Raw genomic sequence first — 19,358 nt, forward strand, 5'->3', positions numbered from 1 at the left:
CCCCTAAGCAGAGGGGAAGCACGCGAGGGCGAAGATCGGACACGCCCGTTCCATCTTTCTTGATCTAGGGGTTTACGGACCCCTGGTCCCAGGTAGGGTCTGGAAGCGTCCAGCTCCCCGGAGGAGGTGAGGACCGTGGCAGCCCACGATGACGACTACAACCGCAGCACCGGCCGGCCCGCTCGTGGTTCCGACGAGGCCGCTCAGGTCTCGTACCTTGAGCAGGAAATCGCCGTGCTGCGCCGCAAGCTCGCCGACTCGCCGCGCAATTCGAGAATCCTCGAAGAGCGGATCGTCGAGCTCCAGACCAACCTGGCCGGCGTGTCCGCCCAGAACGAACGGCTCGCCTCCACCCTGCGAGAGGCCCGCGACCAGATCGTGGCCCTCAAGGAGGAAGTGGACCGGCTGGCACAGCCCCCGGCCGGATTCGGCACCTTCCTCAGCCAGAACGAGGACGGCACCGCCGACATCTTCACCGGGGGGCGCAAGCTCCGCGTGAACGTCAGCCCCAACGTCGACCTCGACGAGCTGCGGCGCGGCCAGGAGGTGATGCTCAACGAGGCCCTCAACATCGTGGACGCGATGGCCTTCGAGCGCATCGGCGACATCGTCACCCTCAAGGAGGTCCTGGAGGACGGCGAACGCGCCCTGGTCATCGGCCACACCGACGAGGAGCGGGTGGTGCGCCTCGCCGAACCGCTGCGCGAGCTCACCATCCGGGCGGGGGACGCCCTGCTGCTCGAACCCCGCTCGGGCTACGTCTACGAGGTCGTGCCCAAGTCCGAGGTCGAGGAGCTCGTCCTCGAAGAGGTCCCCGACATCGACTACCGCCAGATCGGCGGCCTCAGCAACCAGATCGAGCAGATCCGCGACGCGGTCGAGCTGCCCTACCTGCACGCCGAGCTCTTCAAGGAGTACGAGCTGCGCCCGCCCAAGGGCGTCCTGCTCTACGGCCCGCCCGGCTGCGGCAAGACGCTGATCGCCAAGGCGGTGGCCAACTCGCTCGCCAAGAAGGTCGCCGAGGTCACCGGCCGGCCCCAGGGCAAGAGCTACTTCCTCAACATCAAGGGTCCCGAGCTCCTCAACAAGTACGTCGGCGAGACCGAGCGGCAGATCCGCCTGGTCTTCCAGCGGGCCCGGGAGAAGGCGAGCGAGGGCACCCCCGTCATCGTCTTCTTCGACGAGATGGAGTCGCTCTTCCGCACCCGCGGTTCGGGCGTCAGCTCGGACGTGGAGAACACCATCGTCCCCCAGCTCCTCGCCGAGATCGACGGCGTGGAGGGCCTGGAGAACGTCATCGTCATCGGCGCCTCGAACCGCGAGGACATGATCGACCCGGCGATCCTGCGGCCCGGCCGCCTGGACGTCAAGATCAAGATCGAGCGCCCGGACGCCGAGGCCGCGAAGGACATCTTCTCCAAGTACCTCAAGGGCTCGCTGCCGTTCCACCCGGACGACCTCAAGGAGCACGACGGCTCCGTCGAGGCCACCGTGGTGGCGATGATCCAGGCGGTCGTCGAGCGGATGTACACCGAGACCGAGGAGAACCGCTTCCTGGAGGTCACCTACGCCAACGGTGACAAGGAGGTCCTGTACTTCAAGGACTTCAACTCCGGCGCGATGATCCAGAACATCGTCGACCGTGCGAAGAAGATGGCCATCAAGGACTTCCTCGACCACGGCCAGCGCGGTCTGCGCGTCTCCCACCTGCTCGCCGCCTGCGTGGACGAGTTCAAGGAGAACGAGGACCTGCCCAACACCACCAACCCGGACGACTGGGCCCGGATCTCCGGCAAGAAGGGCGAGCGGATCGTCTTCATCCGCACGCTCGTCACCGGCAAGCAGGGCGCCGAGTCCGGCCGCTCCATCGACACCGTCGCCAACACCGGGCAGTACCTGTAACCGCACCACTCCGGGCCGCCGGCAGCGGACCCCGGACCAGCACGCACCCCGTCCGGCTGTGGCGCCTCGCGGCCCCGCAGCCGGACGGCGCGTCTCGGGGCCCGCCTGTCGGTGCCGCGTTCTAGGCTCGACCCACCGTTCGCGGGCACACGGCCCGCGTCGGTGTTGTTCAGCGGTACGTCAGCGTGTTCCGCCCGTGGGGGGCGGTACACCGGGCAAGGAGGGCCGCATGACCGTACGGCGCGTGATGGGCATCGAGACCGAGTACGGGATCTCCGTACCCGGGCACCCCAACGCCAACGCCATGCTCACCTCGTCCCAGATCGTCAACGCGTACGCGGCGGCGATGCACCGGGCACGGCGGGCCCGTTGGGACTTCGAGGAGGAGAATCCGCTGCGCGACGCCCGGGGCTTCGACCTCGCGCGCGACGTGGCGGACGCCAGCCAGCTGACCGACGAGGACATCGGCCTCGCGAACATCATCCTCACCAACGGCGCGCGGTTCTACGTGGACCACGCGCACCCCGAGTACAGCTCGCCCGAGGTGACCAACCCGCGCGACGCCGTGCTCTGGGACAAGGCCGGCGAGCGGGTCATGGCGGCCGCCGCCCAGCGCGCCCTGGAACTGCCCAACGGGCAGACGATCCACCTGTACAAGAACAACACCGACAACAAGGGCGCCTCCTACGGCACCCACGAGAACTACCTGATGAAGCGGGCGACGCCGTTCGCCGACATCGTCCGCCACCTCACCCCGTTCTTCGTCTCCCGCCAGGTGGTCACCGGCGCCGGCCGCGTCGGCATCGGCCAGGACGGCTCGGCGAACGGCTTCCAGATCAGCCAGCGCGCCGACTACTTCGAGGTCGAGGTCGGCCTGGAGACGACGCTCAAGCGGCCGATCATCAACACCCGCGACGAACCGCACGCCGACGCCGAGAAGTACCGCCGGCTGCACGTGATCATCGGGGACGCCAACCTCTCCGAGATCTCCACCTACCTCAAGCTCGGGACCACCTCCCTGGTGCTGGCGATGATCGAGGACTCCTTCATCGCCGCCGACCTCGCCGTCGACCAGCCGGTGCGCACCCTGCACCGGATCTCCCACGACCCGTCGCTGAAGCACCTCATCACGCTGCGCAACGGGCGCCGGCTCACCGCCGTCCAGCTCCAGCTGGAGTACTTCGAGCTGGCCCGCAAGTACGTCGAGGACCGCTTCGGCACCGACGCCGACGAGCAGACGGTGGACGTCCTGGCGCGCTGGGAGGACGTGCTGGGGCGGCTGGAGCGCGATCCGATGTCGCTCTCCCGGCAGCTGGACTGGATCGCCAAGCGGGAGATCCTGGAGGGCTACCGCAGCCGCGACGCGCTGGAGTGGGACAACTCCCGGCTGCACCTGGTCGACCTGCAGTACAGCGACGTACGGCCCGAGAAGGGCCTCTACAACCGCCTGGTGGCCCGTGGGCGGTTCGAGCGGCTGCTGACCGACGAGGAGGTCGAGCGGGCCGTCTCCAAGCCTCCGGAGGACACCAGGGCCTATTTCCGCGGGCGCTGTCTGGAGCAGTACGCGGACCACGTGGCAGCCGCCTCGTGGGACTCGGTGATCTTCGACCTGCCCGGCCGCGACTCGCTCCAGCGGGTCCCGACGCTGGAGCCGCTGCGCGGCACCCGCAACCACGTCAAGGAGCTGCTGGACCGCTGCCGCACGGCCGAGGACCTGCTCCGGGTGCTGGCCGGCGGGTAACTTTTCGATCACCACGGGTGAACGTCCGCCGAATGGGAATCATCCGGGGTGACAGCGGGTGTTGGACAGGAAGCGCCACGGCAAACCGGAAGCGGTAGCCGCGCCCTGTGTATAGGGTCGGTGCAGCAAGCAGCGACCAAACCGTGCCAGACAGATCGAGCGGGGTGAGGGAAATGGCGAGCAAGGACACCGACGGCGGCCAGCAGCGGGCGAACCGCTCCTCCGAGGAGGTCGAGGAGCAGGCTGCGGAAGCGCAGAATTCCGACGACCTCAAGGAGCGCCAGGAAAAGCTCGGCGACGACGTCGACGCGGTTCTCGACGAAATCGACGAGGTCCTCGAGTCGAATGCCGAGGATTTTGTACGCCAATTCGTGCAAAAGGGCGGCGAGTAGCCCCGTTCGGGCATTCAGGGAATTCACGGTCGCGACCGCCGAGGGCGGACGGGCGGCAACGGCCGCCCGTCCGCCCCGGTCCGGCCCACCACGCATGGACGGTGATCGTCGGCGGGTAGGGTGCGGGCAGCGTGCGCTTCAAGCTACCTGGAAGGAATCGTGTGGAAGCCAACACTCGTGGCACCGGGCGTCTACCGGCTGCCTTCCTGACCCCGGGGTCCTCGTCGTTCCTCGACTTCCTGGCCGACCACCAGCCGGAGCTGATCCCCGGGCGCCGCGAGCTGCCCATGGGAGCGGTCGTCGAGGCCCCGCACGGGACGACGATCGTCGCGGCAGTGTTCGACGGCGGTGTGGTCATCGCCGGTGACCGCCGGGCGACCATGGGCAACGTGATCGCCCAGCGTGACATCGAGAAGGTCTTCCCGGCCGACGAGTACAGCGCGGTGGGCATCGCCGGCACCGCCGGCCTCGCCGTCGAGATGGTCCGGCTGTTCCAGCTGGAGCTGGAGCACTACGAGAAGATCGAGGGCACCGTGCTCTCGCTGGAGGGCAAGGCCAACCGCCTCACCACCATGATCCGGGGCAACCTCGGCATGGCGATGCAGGGCCTCGCGGTCGTCCCGCTCTTCGCCGGTTACGACCTCGACCTCGGTCGCGGCCGGATCTTCACCTATGACGTCACCGGCGGCCGCTCCGAGGAGCGCGGGTTCGCCGCCACCGGCTCCGGCTCGGTGTTCGCCCGCGGCTCGATGAAGAAGCTCTACCGCGCGGACCTGACCGCCGAGCAGGCCGCCACCCTGGTCGTCCAGGCGCTCTACGACGCGGCCGACGACGACTCCGCCACCGGCGGTCCGGACCTCGCCCGGAAGATCTTCCCGATCGTCTCGCTGATCACCGAGGACGGCTTCCGCCGGCTCACCGAGGCCGAGGTCTCCGCGATCGCCGTCTCGATCACCGACGAGCGCCTGATCCGCCCCAACGGCCCGCAGGCCCCGCTGCTCTAGCCACACCTACCAAGGAAGGGACGACCGCCGGTGTCGACACCGTTCTACGTCTCGCCCCAGCAGGCCATGGCGGACCGCGCGGAGTACGCCCGCAAGGGCATCGCGCGTGGTCGCAGCGTGGTCGTGCTCACCTACGCCGACGGCATCGTCTTCGTCGCGGAGAACACCTCGCGGGCGCTCCACAAGGTCTCCGAGATCTACGACAAGATCGCCTTCGCGGCGGTCGGCCGCTACAACGAGTTCGAGAACCTGCGGATCGGCGGCGTCCGCTACGCCGACCTGCGCGGCTACTCCTACGACCGGGCCGACGTCACCGCCCGGGGCCTGGCCAACGTCTACGCCCAGACGCTCGGCACCATCTTCTCCTCGGTCGGCGAGAAGCCGTACGAGGTCGAGCTGATCGTGGCCGAGGTCGGCCGCACCCCGGACGAGGACCAGATCTACCGGCTCACCCCGGACGGCTCGGTCGTCGACGAGAAGAACTACGTGGTGGTTGGCGGCAACGCCGACTCGATCGGCAACTACCTGGGCCAGCGGCACCGCAGCGGGCTGTCCCTGACCGACGCGATCAAGGTCGCGGTGGACTCGCTCGCCCGGGACCCCAACGGCGGCTCCCCGCGGACCATGACCCCCGAGCAGCTGGAGGTGGCGGTCCTGGACCGCCAGCGCTTCCAGCAGCGCAAGTTCAAGCGCATCCTGGGCGGCCAGCTCGCCCGGCTGCTCGACGGCGACGAGTCCGCCGAGGCGGACGAGGACGAGAAGCCGGCGGCCAAGCCGCCGGCCGACCGGTCGGACGCGTCGGACGCGTCGGACGTGCCGGACCAGTCCGACTAGCAGTGCGGAGGAGTCCCGTACGGCGGCCGTCACCCGCCGCCGTACGGGCCCCCTCCGGTGGCCCACGCAGAGAACGGACGCCTCGTGACTCCTCCCCAGCGGTCGAGACCGTGGGGCTCCACGCCGACCTGACGGCCGGCGCCCCCGGACGAGCCCTGCCCGTTGCCGAAGCAGGGGATCGGCCTACAAGGCCAGCTGCGGCCCGGTGCCGCAGAGTTCAGGATCCCGATCCGCGCACCGGCCGAAACCGGTGATTCCTTCGAGAGAAGGTGCCATGGACCGTCGAATTTTCGGGCTGGAGAACGAGTACGGCGTCACCTGCACGTTCCGGGGTCAGCGACGGCTGTCACCGGACGAGGTGGCGCGCTACCTCTTCCGCCGCGTTGTCTCCTGGGGCCGCAGCAGCAACGTGTTCCTGCGCAACGGCGCCCGCCTCTACCTCGACGTGGGCTCCCACCCCGAGTACGCCACTCCCGAGTGCGACGACGTCGTCGAGCTGGTGACGCACGACAAGGCGGGCGAGCGCATCCTCGAAGGGCTGCTGGTGGACGCCGAACGGCGGCTGCACGAGGAGGGCATCGCGGGGGACGTCTACCTGTTCAAGAACAACACCGACTCGGCCGGAAACTCCTACGGCTGCCACGAGAACTACCTGGTGGCCCGGCACGGTGAGTTCTCCCGGCTGGCCGACGTACTGATCCCGTTCCTGGTGACCCGCCAGCTGATCTGCGGCGCCGGCAAGGTGCTGCAGACCCCGCGCGGCGCGGTGTTCTGCGTCAGCCAGCGCGCCGAGCACATCTGGGAGGGCGTCAGCTCCGCGACCACCCGCTCCCGCCCGATCATCAACACCCGCGACGAGCCGCACGCCGACGCCGAGCGCTACCGCCGGCTGCACGTCATCGTCGGCGACTCCAACATGTCCGAGACCACCACGCTGCTCAAGGTCGGCGCCACCGACCTGGTGCTCCGGCTGATCGAGGCCGGCGTGGTGATGCGCGACCTCACCCTGGAGAACCCGATCCGGGCGATCCGCGAGGTCAGCCACGACCTCACCGGCACCCACCAGGTCCGGCTCGCCAACGGCCGGGAGGCCAGCGCGCTGGACATCCAGGAGGAGTACTACAGCAAGGCGCTGGAGTTCGCCGACCGCAAGGGCATCAACACCGGCACCATCGCCCTGGTGCTGGACCTCTGGGGCCGCACCCTGGAGGCGATCCGCACCGACCGGCTGGACGGGGTGGCCACCGAGATCGACTGGATCATGAAGTACAAGCTCATCGAGCGCTACCGCGAGAAGCACCAGATGAGCATGTCCAACCCGCGGGTGGCCCAGATCGACCTCGCGTACCACGACATCCACCGCCGGCGCGGCCTGTTCTACCTGCTCCAGGGCAAGGGCCAGGCGAAGCGGATGACCACCGACCTCAAGACCTTCGAGGCCAAGTCCGTGCCGCCGCAGACCACCCGGGCCCGGCTGCGGGGCGACTTCATCCGCCGGGCGCAGGAGCAGCGCCGGGACTTCACGGTCGACTGGGTGCACCTGAAGCTGAACGACCAGGCTCAGCGGACGGTGCTCTGCAAGGACCCGTTCCGTTCGGTGGACGAGCGAGTGGAGAAGCTGATCGCGGGCATGTGAGGGCCCGTCCCGATGTGATCTTTGCGGTGTCCGGCCCCGGTGGTGTCTACCGGGGCCGGACGACGTCGGGGAATACGCTGTCCGTCGAGTCCGGAGAACCGACTTTGACCGACAGTTAGGAACGCCGTGCGCCGCACCGCCGGTTTGCTTCTCACCCTGCCCCTGCTGCTGGCGGTCGCCTGCAGCAGCTCCACCAAGGCGACCAGCCCGGCGACGCCCACGGCGTCCAGCGCGGCCCCCACGGTGCCCGCGCCGGTGAACGAGGCCTCGCCGATGCCGACCCTGTCGGGCGGCGGGTTCGGGAGCAAGGCCACCATCACCATCCCGGACGGTGCGCCGAGCGGCCAGTTCGTGGTGAACACCGTCAGTGAGGGCGACCGCTCCACGGTCAACAAGGGCGACTGGGTGACGGTGAACTACTCGGCGAAGGACTGGACGACGGGCAAGGACCTGCCCAGCTCCTACGACGAGGGCGGCAAGCCGCAGCTGTACCAGGCGGGCAGCGGGCAGCTGGTGCCCGCCTTCGACCAGAGCGTGATCGGCAAGAAGGTCGGCAGCCGGCTGCTGGTGGTGGCCCCGCCGGCCGCGGCGTTCGGCACCCAGGGCAACAACCAGCTCGGGGTGGCGCCGGGCGACACCGTGGTGTTCGTACTGGACATCATGGAGAGCCTGCCGCAGGACTCCACGCTCTCCGGCACGATGACCCAGCCGCCGGCGAACCTCCCGCAGGTGAAGGACAACGGCAAGGCCGCTGTGACGATCACCATCCCGCCCGGCCAGGCCGCGCCCACCGACCTCCAGCAGGCCGTGCTGATCAAGGGCGAGGGCAAGCCGGTGAAGTCCGGCCAGACCCTGGTCGTGCAGTACACCGGGGTGCTCTGGAGCAACGGCCAGCAGTTCGACTCGTCCTGGAGCCACGGCGGCGCGCAGGCGCTGCAGATCGGCACCGGCAGCGTGATCGAGGGCTGGGACAAGGGGCTGGTCGGCCAGACCGTCGGCAGCCGGGTGGAGCTGGTGGTGCCGCCGGCCCTCGGGTACAAGGACCAGGCGCAGGGCTCCGTCCCGCCGAACTCGACGCTGGTCTTCGTGATCGACATCCTTGAGGCGGTCTGACCGGGTGCCCCGGCCGGCGCTGGGTGCCGGCAGACCCTAGGAAGTGACGGGTGGGGTCCGTACGCTTGGGCGGGCGCTCGCACACGGAAGCGTCCGCCCTCATCCTGACCTGTCATACTGCCCTCGCACTGTGGTAGGCGCCGTCGGCGTCCGGGTTCCGGGCGGCAGTGCGACAGCACTCCGGCGCTCACCACGCCGGCCGAAGACCTCGAAGACCTCGTGGCGAGATGGATGGGGAGTCATGTCTGAGAAAGCGTCGAGCCCGGGCGGGGCCGGCACCGCGAACGGAAACTCCGCCGGTGACCCGGCTGACTCGCGGCCCGGTGGCCCGTTGCCCGGCGACGGTGAGTCGATCGTCGTCCCGCCGTCGATCCTGAAGCACTCGCCCGGCTGGGTGCGGCCGGACGAGGCCCAGGCGAAGCGGGCCGCGGGCGGGACGAAGACCGACGAGGCCCCGCAGATCTTCGCCTCGAACGTGCGCCGCCAGGACACCTCGGAGGCCGGGTACGACGAGAACCCGCCCGGGGTCGGCAGGCTGGGCGTGGTGCTCGGCACCGTGCTGGCCCTGCTGCTGGTCGGCAGCGGCATCACGCTGTACGTGGTGAACCGCGACGGCGGGTCCAAGTCGGACACCACCACGCAGGCCGACGCGGCCAAGTCCGCGCCGCCGACGCCGTCCGCCGAGCCGGTGCCGCCGATCAAGGACACCGCCAAGGTGCTGCCGACCATCACCGGCGAGTTCGGCAAGAAGGCCGGCATCGAGGTGCCCGGCGACCAGGCCGACGGCAGCTTCGTGGTCAAGGTCCTCTCCGAGGGCACCGGCCCCAAGGTCGAGAAGAACTCCTGGACCTCGGTCGACTACACCGCCAAGGACTGGACGACGGGCAAGGACATCCCGAGCTCGTACGACGACGCGGGCAAGCCGCAGATCTTCCAGGCCGGCACCGACGCGCTGATCCCGGCGCTCGACCAGGCCGTGGTCGGCAAGAAGGCCGGCAGCCGGGTGCTCGTGGTGGCCCCGCCGGCCGCCGCGTTCGGCGCGCAGGGCAACCCGAACATGTCGATCGGGGCCAAGGACAACCTGGTCTTCGTCATCGACATCCGCAACAGCAACGCGCCCGACGCGGTGCTCAGCGGCACCGTGACCCCGCCGCCCGCGGACTTCCCGCAGGTGAAGGACAACGGCAAGAAGCCGGCCGACATCACCCCGGTCCCCGGCGCCGCCGACCCGACCGAGCTGAAGTCGCACGTCCTGATCAAGGGCACCGGCCCGAAGGTGGAGAAGGGCGAGAAGGTCGTCGTCCAGTACACCGGCGCGCTGTTCAAGGACGGCAAGGTCTTCGACTCCTCGCTGAGCAAGGGCCAGGCGTTCTCGTTCCCGGTCGGTGGCGGCCAGGTCATCGCGGGCTGGGACCAGGGTCTGGAGGGCCAGACCGTGGGCAGCCGCGTCGAGCTGGTCATCCCCGCCTCGCTGGGTTACAAGGACCAGGCGCAGGGCGACATCCCGGCCAACTCCACCCTGGTGTTCGTCGTCGACATTCTCGATGCGGGTCAGGGCTGATCCACTTTCGGGTGACAATGGTGGGTGTGTGACCTTCGGGACCGGCCGCGTGGCCGAGCCCGCACGGGCGGCGGGCGCCCGTACCGTGGTCCGGGTAACGGACCGGGTACGGGTGCCCGCCGCCTGGTCATGAACCGAACCAACCGCGAGAAGAGGCAGATGTGAGCAACAAGACGAAGCCGGAGATCGACTTCCCGGGCGGCGACGCGCCCACCGAGCTGCAGATCCGCGACATCGAGGTCGGCACCGGCGAGGAGGCCAAGCCGGGCCAGGTCGTCGAGGTGCACTACGTCGGTGTCACGTTCGAGTCCGGTGAGGAGTTCGACGCCAGCTGGAACCGCGGCAGCAGCTTCAAGTTCCCGCTCGGCGCCGGCCGCGTCATCAAGGGCTGGGACCAGGGCGTCGTCGGCATGAAGGTCGGCGGCCGCCGCGAGCTGGTCATCCCGGCGCACCTGGCGTACGGCAACCAGTCGCCGTCCCCGCTCATCCCGGCGGGCTCGACCCTGATCTTCGTCGTCGACCTGCTGGGCGTCTGAGCCGGTCGTGACCGAGGGCCGCATCCCCAACCCCGGGGGTGCGGCCCTCGCGCGTTCGTGGACTCGGCTTTTGCAGTGCGTACCGCTACCGGTACGGTCGGTCCCGCCGGGTCGACCACTGCCCGGCGGGCGCACCCCGCGCGCGGCGCGGCACACCGGAAGGGTCAGCGATGGCGATCGCCAAGGCAGAGCGGCTGATGAATCTCGCCCTGTGCCTGATGAACACCAGACGTCCGCTCTCCAAGAAGGAGCTGCGGGAATCCATCGAGGCGTACCGCGAGGCCTGGCAGAACAGCAGCGAGGACGCCTTCAACCGGATGTTCGAGCGGGACAAGGACGACCTGCGCGAACTCGGTCTGGTCATCGACGTCGACGAGAACGCCCTGGACGGCGAGCTCGGCTACCTGGCCCGCGCCGACCGCAACCGGCTCCCGGAGATCGCCCTCGACGCCGAGGAGGCCGCCGCGCTCACCCTCGCCGCCCGGGTCTGGCAGCAGGCCAAGATGTCCGGCGCGGCCAGCGGCGCCCTGCAGAAGCTGCGCGCCGCCGGCGTCCCGTTCACCGAGACCGAGAGCCGCAGCGCCCTCGAACCGCGCATCCCCGCCCGGGAGGCCGCGTTCGAACCGCTGCTCACCGCCGCCCGCGACCGCCGCCCGGTCACCTTCGAGTACCGCAAGGCCGGCGCCGCCGCCGCCGAGCAGCGCACCGTGGAGCCCTGGGCGCTGGAGTGCTGGCGCGGCCACTGGTACCTGGCGGGCTGGGACCGCGACCGCTCCGACGCCCGGGTCTTCCGGCTCAGCCGGATCACCGGCAAGGTCCGCACCCGCTCCGGGGCGTTCCTCGGCACCGTCCCCGAGCACGTCGACGTCCGCGCCACGGTCGCCAAGTTCGCCGGTGAGGGCGCCACCGCGACGGCGGTCGTCAGGGTCCGCCGCGGTGCCGGCTTCCCGCTGCGCACCAAGGCGCTGAGCACCCGGCCGCAGTCCGCGGCCGACGAGGGCTGGGACGAGCTGGAGATCCCGTACGGCAACGGGCTCGGCGCCGACCTCGCCGAGTTCGGGCCGGACGTGCTGGTGATCGGCCCCGAGGAGCTGCGCGCCGACGTGATCGAGCGGCTGCGCGCGGTGGCCGGCGCGGGTGGCGCCGAGGGCGCCGCGGTGGAGAGTGCTGAAGGAGTGCGGGCATGAGCAACGCGATCGACCAGACCCGGCGGATGCTCTCGCTGGTCACCTACCTGCGCGAGCGGCCCGGCGCCGAGGTCGCCGAGGTGGCCCGGGCCTTCGGGATCACCGAGCGCGAGCTGATCGGCGACCTCAACGTGCTGCCGATGTGCGGCACCAGCTTCCGCGGCGGTGACCTGCTCGACATCGACACCGACGGCGAGCGGATCTGGTGGCACAACGTCGACGACGTCGCCCAGCCGCTGCGGCTGGCCGCGGACGAGGCGACCGCGCTGCTGGTCGCCGCCCGCGCGGTGGCGGGCCTGCCCGGTCTGCGGGCCGGTGACCGGGAGGCGCTCACCCGGGCCGTCGCCAAGATCGAGAACGCCGCCGGGGACAGCGCCGAGGGCAGCGCCCGGGTCGGTGTCACCTTCGAGGCGGAGAGCCACGTCTTCGCGGACATCGACCGTGCGCTGAGCGAGGGCCGGCGGCTCTGGCTGCGGTACTACTCGCACGGGCGCGGCGGCATGACCGAGCGCGAGGTCGACCCGATCCGGCTGCTCACCGAGGGCCACACCTACCTGGAGGCCTGGTGCCGGACCTCCGAGGACCACCGGATGTTCCGGCTCGACCGGGTCGCCGAGATCAAGGTGCTGGACATCCCCTCCGACCCGCCCAAGCGGGAGCCGCGCGACCTCTCGGGCGGGCTGGTCAACCCGTCCGCGACCGACCCCGAGGTGGTGGTCGAGGTGTCCTCCGGCGGGCGCTGGGTGGCCGAGTACTACACCCACGACCGGGCCGAGGAACTGCCCGACGGCGGGCTGCGGATCACCCTGCGCAGCGCCGACCCGTCCCAGCTGCGCCCGCTGGCGCTGCGGCTCGGCCGGGACGGGCGGATCGTCTCGCCGCCGGCGCTCGCCGAGCAGGCGCGGTCGGCGGCGCTGGAGGCGCTGGCCGGCTACGGGGAGGGGCAGGTCTGAGCCGTGGAGCCGGGTACCAGATTCAAGGTCTACTGCTCGGAGTGCCGGGAGAAGGTGGAGCTGCCCGCCGAGGAGTTCCGCCTCACGCTGGGCCGGACGCCGGCCCAGGCGCACTACAGCTTCGGCTGCCCGCTCTGCGGCGCCTCGGTCCGTAAGCAGGCGGGGGAGAAGATCGTGTCGGCGCTGACCGGCGCCGGGGTGCGGACGATGCGTCTCGTCCCGGCCGGGGGGCCGGGTGCGGCGGGGGCCGTCCTGCCGTCGGGCGGGACGGGTCGGGCCGAAGCCGGCGGATAGGGTAGGGGCCATGTCCTGGATGCTCGTCGCCGCCGTCCTGCTCGCCACCGCCGGTCTGCTGGTCCTCGGTGTCCTCGCGATCCGGCTCTGGCTGGACGTGCGGACGCTGGCCAAGGGAGTGGACACCGCCTCCCGGGCGCTGGCCGAGGCGGCCGGCGACCTCGCCGCGGCGGTTCCGGGCCGCTGAGCGGCCGGCCGGCCCGGGCGGGCCGGCCGGTAACGGTTGACCGTCGCGAGGACTTCGGGGGTACGGGGGCTGCTGCCCGGAGGTTCGGGCGGGTTACGCTCTCAGCAGGCTCCTGAAGTGCGACGGGGGCCGCTGTCCTGTTCGGGCGGCCGTCGTCAGGGCGTCACTCGCAGCGGTTACCATCCCCGCAGCGGTGGCCTGCCGGTGTGCCGCCATGACTGAAGGTGGTCGAACATGCGGATCTCGCCGATCGCGATCCTGGTGATCGTGGTTCTTGCCATTCTGCTCTTCGGCGCCAAGCGGCTGCCCGACCTGGCGCGCTCGCTCGGCCAGTCCATGCGGATCCTGAAGAGCGAGACCAAGGCGATGCGTTCGGACGGTGCGGCGGACGAGAGCGCGCCGGCCCAGCCCGCGCCCGCCGTCGCGGCCGACCCCGCGAAGACGATCCAGGCCGCGCCGGGGGCGTCCGGGACGGCCCGGCCGGTGGCCGAGCAGCCCACCGGGACGGGAACGGACGGTGGCGGCCCGCGTTGAGCGGTCCGCGGCGCACGTGGTGCACGTGACGCAAGCGACTACTGAGGCCCGTCGACCGGCGGGGCTCGACGCACGAGTTGAGGACCGGGGTTGAGCAAGCTCTCGAAGGCGTCGAAGACGTCCAAGGATCCTGAGGGGCGGATGGCCCTCGCCGACCACCTGAGGGAACTGCGGAACCGGGTGGTCAAGTCGGTCCTGGCGATCGTGGTCATCACGATCGTCGCTGCGATCTACCACAAGCAGCTCGAAGACTTCCTGCTGAAGCCGCTGCCGCACTGCACCGTGGAGACCGCCGACCAGTACCACGGCAAGTGCGCCCAGGTCTCCAACATCGGTCTGACCGCCGGTTTCACCTGGATGCTCAAGGTGTCGCTGACGGCCGGTGTGGTCGCGGCCGTGCCGGTCTGGCTCTACCAGGTCTGGGCCTTCGTCGCGCCGGGTCTGCACCGGCACGAGAAGAAGTACACGATCATCTTCATGGCCTGCGGGGCGCCGCTGTTCCTGGCCGGCGTGACCTGCGCCATCCTGGTGCTGCCGACCACGGTCGACGTACTGATCTCGTTCACCCCGAACAACACCACGCCGATCCTGCCGCCCGAGGACTACCTCGACATCGCGACCCGGATGGTGCTGGTCTTCGGCCTCGCCTTCGAGTTCCCGCTGCTGCTGGTGATGCTGAACATGGTCGGCATGGTCACCGGCAAGCGGCTGCTCGGGTGGTGGCGCGGCATGGTGCTGGGGATCACCGTCTTCGCCGCCTTCGCGACGCCGAGCGCCGAGCCCGTCAGCATGCTGGTGCTGGCCGCGCCGATCTGGGCGCTGTACTTCGTCGCGGTCGCGATCGCCATCGTGAACGACCGGCGCAAGGCCCGTCGCAACCCGGACCTCGGGCTGGACGACGAGGAGGCCTCGCACCTGGACCTCTCGGTGCAGCCGGTGGAGGGCACGGAGGCCGTCGAGGCCTCCGGCGCGCCGGTGATCCCGGCGCCGGTGCCGGCCGCCCGGCACGAGCAGATGGACGACATCACGTGATGGGGTGACCCGCCTCGAAAGACCCCGGCCCCGCCGTTCCTCGGTGGGGCCGGGGTCTTTCGCATGGGCCCCGGCGTCGGGGAAGCCGCCGGTGGGGCGCCGTGCACGGGGGTTCCGGGGCCGACCTCTCGGCCCGGAGCCGACCGGTCGGCGGGGCGCTCTTGGCAGGCACGATGGCATGTGACATATTACTGCGGTGTCCACGCCTCAGAGACCTCCCCTGGATGTCGTCGTGGTCGGCGCCGGCGTGGTCGGTGCTGCCTGCGCCTACTACGCCGCCCGCGCCGGGCTCGCCGTCGCCGTCATCGACCGGGGCCCGGTCGCCGGTGGCACCACCGGCGCCGGTGAGGGCAATCTGCTGGTCTCCGACAAGGAGCCCGGGCCGGAACTCGACCTCGCGCTGCTGTCCACCCGGCTCTGGCGCGAGCTCGCCGAGGAGCTCGGCGCCGCCGTCGAGTACGAGCCCAAGGGCGGCCTGGTGGTCGCCGACACCCCGGCCCGCCAGGACGCCTTGCGCGCCTTCGCCGCCGAGCAGGGGACGGTCGGCGTCACCGCCGAGGAGATCCCCGGCGAGCGGCTGCGCGAACTCGAACCGCACCTCGCCCCCGGGCTGGCCGGCGGGTTCCTCTACCCCCAGGACGCCCAGGTCCAGCCCGCCCTGGCCGCCGCGCACCTGCTGCGCGCCGCCCGCCGCGCTGGCGCGGTCCTGCACACCGGCGAGACCGTCCGGGCGGTGACCACCGGGCCGGACGGCGCCGTACGCGGCGTCGTCACCGACCGGCGCCGGCTGGCGGCGCCGGCCGTGATCAACGCCGCCGGCACCTGGGGCGGCGAGCTGGCCGCGCTGGCCGGCGTGCACCTGCCGGTGCTGCCCCGCCGGGGCTTCGTCCTGGTGACCGAGCCGCTGCCGCGGATCGTCCGGCGCAAGGTCTACGCGGCCGACTACGTCGCGGACGTGGCCAGCGGTTCGGCCGCACTGCAGACCTCGGCGGTGGTCGAGGGCACCCCCGGCGGTCCGGTGCTGATCGGCGCCAGCCGGGAGCGGGTCGGCTTCGACCGGACCCTCTCGGTGGAGGTGCTGCACCGGCTCGCCGCGCAGGCCGCCGCGCTCTTCCCGGTACTCGCCGACGTCAGCGTGGTCCGCGCCTACCGGGGGTTCCGCCCGTACCTGCCGGACCACCTGCCCGCGATCGGCGCCGACCCGAGGGTGCCGGGGCTCCATCACGCCTGCGGCCACGAAGGGGCGGGCATCGGGCTCGCCCCGGCGACCGGGCTGCTGATCAGCGAGCAGCTCACCGGCAAGCGGCCGGAGCTGGACCTCGCGCCGTTCCGGGCGGACCGCTTCCCGGCCGGGGCGTGAGCCCGTCCGCGGACGGACGGGCTCAGGGACGGACGGGCCGGGTGGGGCGGCCGCGCGGCGCAGGACCGCGCGGGCGGATCAGAGGAACTTCGGAATGGAGAACGCGCGGATGAACCCGCCGATGCGACGCCGGACCCCGGCCGCGCTGGTCGGGGCGGAGCCGGGGCCCGCCCACACCATCGACTTCGACGGCCGGCCGGTGCCGGCCCTGCCCGGCCAGTCGATCGCCGCCGCGCTCTGGGCGGACGGCGTGCTGGCCTGGCGCACCACCCGGGTCGGCGGCAGGCCGCGCGGGGCGTTCTGCGGGATCGGCGCCTGCTTCGACTGCCTGGCCGTCGTGGACGGCCGCCCCAACCAGCGCACCTGTCTGGTGCCGGCCGAGCCCGGTACCGTCGTCACCACCCAGGAGGGCAACGGCCGTGCCGACCTCGCCGTCTGAACCGTCCGAACCGTCTGAAGCGTCCGAGCCGTCTGAAGCGTCCGAGCCGTCTGAAGCGTCCGAACCGTCCGAGCCGTCCGGGCTGTCCGCGGCGTCCGGGCCCGCCGAGCGGGGCGGTTACGACCTCGCCGTGATCGGTGCGGGCCCGGCGGGCCTCGCCGCGGCCGTGGCTGCTGCCGACCTCGGCCTGCGCTGCGCCCTGCTCGACGCCGGCCCGCGCACCGGCGGCCAGTACTACCGCCACCCCGCGCCCGGGCTGGGCGCCACCCGGCCCGACCGGCTGCACCACGGCTGGTCCGTCTACACCGGGCTGGCCGACCGGCTCGCGGCGCACCGCCGCACCGGCCGGGTGGACCTCCTGGGCGGTCACCAGGTCTGGGCCCTGGAGCGCCCGGCCGACACCGGCTGGGCGGTGCACGCCACCCTCGGGCCGGCCGCCGACGAGCGGGCCACCGTCCGGGCCGCCGCCGTCCTGCTGGCCACCGGCGCGTACGAGCGGCAGCTGCCGTTCCCGGGCTGGACGCTGCCCGGGGTGGTCACCGCCGGTGGGGCGCAGGCCATGCTCAAGGCGGGCCTGGTGCTGCCGGGCCGGAGGATCGTGGTGGCCGGCAGCGGGCCGCTGCTGCTCGCGGCGGCGTCCTCGCTGGTCACCGCCGGGGCCGAGGTGCCCGAGGTGGTCGAGGCCACCGGCTACCTCGGTTACGCGCGGCGCCCCGACGTGCTGGCCGCCGTCCCGGCCAAGCTCGTCGAGGGCGCCGGCCACGGCGCCGCGCTGCTGCGCCACGGCGTCCGGCTGCGCCGGCGCAGCGCCGTCGTCGAGGCGCACGGCACCGACCGGGTCACGGCCGTCACCGTCGCCCGGCTGGACGCCGACTGGCGGCCGGTGCCCGGTACCGAGCGCCGGATCGCCTGCGACGCGCTCGCCGTCGGCCACGGGCTGCTGCCGCAGATCGAGCTGGCCACCGAGCTGGGCGCCGCGACCAGGACGACACCCGACGGGGCCGTCGCCCTCGCGGTGGACGCCCGGTTGCGGACCACCCTCCCCGGCCTCTGGGCGGCCGGTGAGACCTGCGGGGTCGGCGGCGCCGACCTGGCGATCGCCGAGGGGGAGTTGGCGGCCCACGCGGTGGCCGGGGCCCCGGCCCCGACGGCGCTGCTGCGCCGCCGTGCCCGGCTGCGCGCCTTCGCCGAGCTGATGGCGGCGGCGCACCGGCCCGGCCCCGGCTGGACGGGGTGGCTGCGCCCGGACACCGACGTCTGCCGCTGCGAGGAGGTGCCGGTGGCCCGGATCACCGAGGCGGTGGAGGAGCTCGGCGCGGGCGACGCGCGGACCGTCAAGCTGCTCACCCGGGCCGGGATGGGCTGGTGCCAGGGCCGGATGTGCGGTCCGGCGGTGGCCTGCCTCTCCGGCGCCGGCGAGTCGCGGGCGGACAGCCGCCCGCTGTCCTGCCCCGTCCCGCTCTCGCAGCTCGCGGCCGGTCCGCCGGCCTCCTGAACACGTGGCGCGGGGCTCTTGTCTCCGCCTGCGACGTCTAATAAAATGTCACACCTCACCAAGGAGTCAGCTGTGTCCCACACCCCGCACGACACCACCCGTCCCTGGCGCGGCATCATGGTCGCCACCACGATCCCGCTGCGCCCGGACCACTCCGTCGACTACGACGCCTACGCCGAGCACGTCCGCTGGCTGATCGACTCGGGCTGCGACGGCGTCGTCCCCAACGGCTCCCTGGGGGAGTACCAGACGCTCACCGCCGAGGAGCGGGCCAAGGTCGTCGAGGTCGCCGTCGAGGCGGCCGGCGACGGCTCCCGGGTGATGCCCGGGGTGGCCGCGTACGGCAGTGCCGAGTCCCGCCGCTGGACCGAGCAGGCCGCCGAGGCGGGCGCCGGCTCCGTCCTGCTGCTGCCGCCGAACGCCTACCGCGCCGACCACGACGCCGTCCGGGCCCACTACGCCGAGGTGGCCAAGGCCGGCCTGCCGGTCGTCGCCTACAACAACCCGTACGACACCAAGGTCGACCTCGTCCCCGCGCTGCTGGCGCGGCTGCACGGCGAGGGCTCGATCGTCGCCGTCAAGGAGTTCAGCGGCGACGTCCGCCGGGCGTACGAGATCGCCGAGCTGGCCCCTGGGCTCGACCTGCTGATCGGCGCCGACGACGTGCTGCTGGAGCTGGCCCTGGCCGGCGCGGTCGGCTGGATCGCCGGGTACCCGAACGCCCTGCCGGCCGCGAGCGTCGCCCTGTACCAGGCCGCCGTCGCCCACGACCTGGACGTCGCGCTGCCGCTCTACAAGGCCCTGCACCCGCTGCTGCGCTGGGACTCCAAGACCGAGTTCGTCCAGGCGATCAAGCTCTCGATGGACATCGTCGGCCGCCCCGGCGGTCCCACCCGCGAGCCGCGGCTGCCGCTCGGCCCGGAGATCGAGGCGGCCGTCCGCGCGGCCACCGAGAAGGCGCTGGCCGAGGGGCTCGGGTAACCGACCCCCGCTGCCACCGGGTGCGGCCGGCGGGGGGGGGCGCCGGGCCCGGGCCCCCCCCCCCCCCCCCCCCCCCCGGGGGGGCCCCCCCACCCCCCCCCCCCCCCGCCCCCCCCCCCCCCCCCCACCCCCGGCCCCCCCCCCCCCGGGGGCAACCCCCGCCTAGGTGTTTAAACC

At 72.0% G+C, this 19,358-nt stretch carries 19 protein-coding genes; all 19 read left to right on the forward strand.

Features of this window, described 5'->3' with window-relative positions:
- Nucleotides 1–135 precede the first annotated feature (135 nt).
- The 19 genes from arc (at nt 136) to ABZ495_RS32525 (ending at nt 19,181) form a co-directional block, all read left to right on the forward strand.
- A complete protein-coding gene (gene arc, locus ABZ495_RS32435) occupies nt 136–1,902 on the forward strand; it encodes a proteasome ATPase (protein ID WP_329486934.1) in 1,767 nt (588 codons plus the stop codon).
- Between the two features lie 229 nt (nt 1,903–2,131).
- On the forward strand, nt 2,132–3,643 hold the full coding sequence (gene dop / locus ABZ495_RS32440) for a depupylase/deamidase Dop (protein ID WP_359807198.1): 1,512 nt from the start codon (nt 2,132–2,134) through the stop codon (nt 3,641–3,643).
- A gap of 173 nt (nt 3,644–3,816) precedes the next feature.
- Nucleotides 3,817–4,035: a ubiquitin-like protein Pup gene (locus ABZ495_RS32445; protein ID WP_329486932.1), complete on the forward strand. Its 219-nt coding sequence runs from the start codon at nt 3,817–3,819 to the stop codon at nt 4,033–4,035.
- Between the two features lie 161 nt (nt 4,036–4,196).
- Nucleotides 4,197–5,039: a proteasome subunit beta gene (prcB, locus tag ABZ495_RS32450; protein ID WP_329486931.1), complete on the forward strand. Its 843-nt coding sequence runs from the start codon at nt 4,197–4,199 to the stop codon at nt 5,037–5,039.
- 30 nt (nt 5,040–5,069) lie between these two features.
- Nucleotides 5,070–5,873, forward strand: coding sequence for a proteasome subunit alpha (prcA, locus tag ABZ495_RS32455; RefSeq protein WP_359839430.1), 804 nt, complete (start codon nt 5,070–5,072; stop codon nt 5,871–5,873).
- Between the two features lie 274 nt (nt 5,874–6,147).
- On the forward strand, nt 6,148–7,509 hold the full coding sequence (gene pafA / locus ABZ495_RS32460; protein WP_329486929.1) for a Pup--protein ligase: 1,362 nt from the start codon (nt 6,148–6,150) through the stop codon (nt 7,507–7,509).
- 126 nt (nt 7,510–7,635) lie between these two features.
- Entirely contained in the window at nt 7,636–8,622 is a 987-nt protein-coding gene (locus ABZ495_RS32465; protein ID WP_329486928.1) for an FKBP-type peptidyl-prolyl cis-trans isomerase, read from the forward strand.
- 331 nt (nt 8,623–8,953) lie between these two features.
- The gene (locus tag ABZ495_RS32470) at nt 8,954–10,183 is read left to right on the forward strand and encodes an FKBP-type peptidyl-prolyl cis-trans isomerase (protein ID WP_359839432.1); all 1,230 of its coding nucleotides are present in this window, start codon (nt 8,954–8,956) and stop codon (nt 10,181–10,183) included.
- A gap of 161 nt (nt 10,184–10,344) precedes the next feature.
- On the forward strand, nt 10,345–10,719 hold the full coding sequence (locus ABZ495_RS32475; RefSeq protein WP_329486926.1) for an FKBP-type peptidyl-prolyl cis-trans isomerase: 375 nt from the start codon (nt 10,345–10,347) through the stop codon (nt 10,717–10,719).
- Between the two features lie 170 nt (nt 10,720–10,889).
- Entirely contained in the window at nt 10,890–11,906 is a 1,017-nt protein-coding gene (locus ABZ495_RS32480; RefSeq protein ID WP_329486925.1) for a WYL domain-containing protein, read from the forward strand.
- Nucleotides 11,903–12,859, forward strand: coding sequence for a WYL domain-containing protein (locus ABZ495_RS32485; RefSeq protein ID WP_329486924.1), 957 nt, complete (start codon nt 11,903–11,905; stop codon nt 12,857–12,859). Before ABZ495_RS32480 ends, ABZ495_RS32485 begins: the two co-directional genes overlap by 4 nt.
- A gap of 3 nt (nt 12,860–12,862) precedes the next feature.
- Nucleotides 12,863–13,153, forward strand: a complete 291-nt coding sequence (locus ABZ495_RS32490; RefSeq protein ID WP_329486923.1) for a hypothetical protein — start codon at nt 12,863–12,865, stop codon at nt 13,151–13,153.
- Nucleotides 13,154–13,163: 10 nt separating this feature from the next.
- Entirely contained in the window at nt 13,164–13,340 is a 177-nt protein-coding gene (locus ABZ495_RS32495) for a hypothetical protein (RefSeq protein WP_329486922.1), read from the forward strand.
- A 234-nt stretch (nt 13,341–13,574) separates the two neighbouring features.
- Nucleotides 13,575–13,874: a Sec-independent protein translocase subunit TatA gene (tatA, locus tag ABZ495_RS32500; RefSeq protein WP_359839434.1), complete on the forward strand. Its 300-nt coding sequence runs from the start codon at nt 13,575–13,577 to the stop codon at nt 13,872–13,874.
- A gap of 90 nt (nt 13,875–13,964) precedes the next feature.
- A complete protein-coding gene (gene tatC / locus ABZ495_RS32505) occupies nt 13,965–14,906 on the forward strand; it encodes a twin-arginine translocase subunit TatC (protein WP_359807215.1) in 942 nt (313 codons plus the stop codon).
- A 196-nt stretch (nt 14,907–15,102) separates the two neighbouring features.
- Nucleotides 15,103–16,266, forward strand: coding sequence for an FAD-binding oxidoreductase (locus tag ABZ495_RS32510; RefSeq protein WP_359839436.1), 1,164 nt, complete (start codon nt 15,103–15,105; stop codon nt 16,264–16,266).
- Between the two features lie 94 nt (nt 16,267–16,360).
- Entirely contained in the window at nt 16,361–16,705 is a 345-nt protein-coding gene (locus ABZ495_RS32515) for a (2Fe-2S)-binding protein (RefSeq protein ID WP_329486918.1), read from the forward strand.
- 130 nt (nt 16,706–16,835) lie between these two features.
- A complete protein-coding gene (locus ABZ495_RS32520) occupies nt 16,836–18,200 on the forward strand; it encodes an NAD(P)/FAD-dependent oxidoreductase (protein WP_329486917.1) in 1,365 nt (454 codons plus the stop codon).
- A gap of 72 nt (nt 18,201–18,272) precedes the next feature.
- Nucleotides 18,273–19,181, forward strand: coding sequence for a dihydrodipicolinate synthase family protein (locus ABZ495_RS32525; protein ID WP_329486916.1), 909 nt, complete (start codon nt 18,273–18,275; stop codon nt 19,179–19,181).
- Nucleotides 19,182–19,358 lie beyond the last annotated feature (177 nt).

Source organism: Kitasatospora sp. NPDC005748, from assembly GCF_040630735.1.
Lineage (GTDB): Bacteria > Actinomycetota > Actinomycetes > Streptomycetales > Streptomycetaceae > Kitasatospora.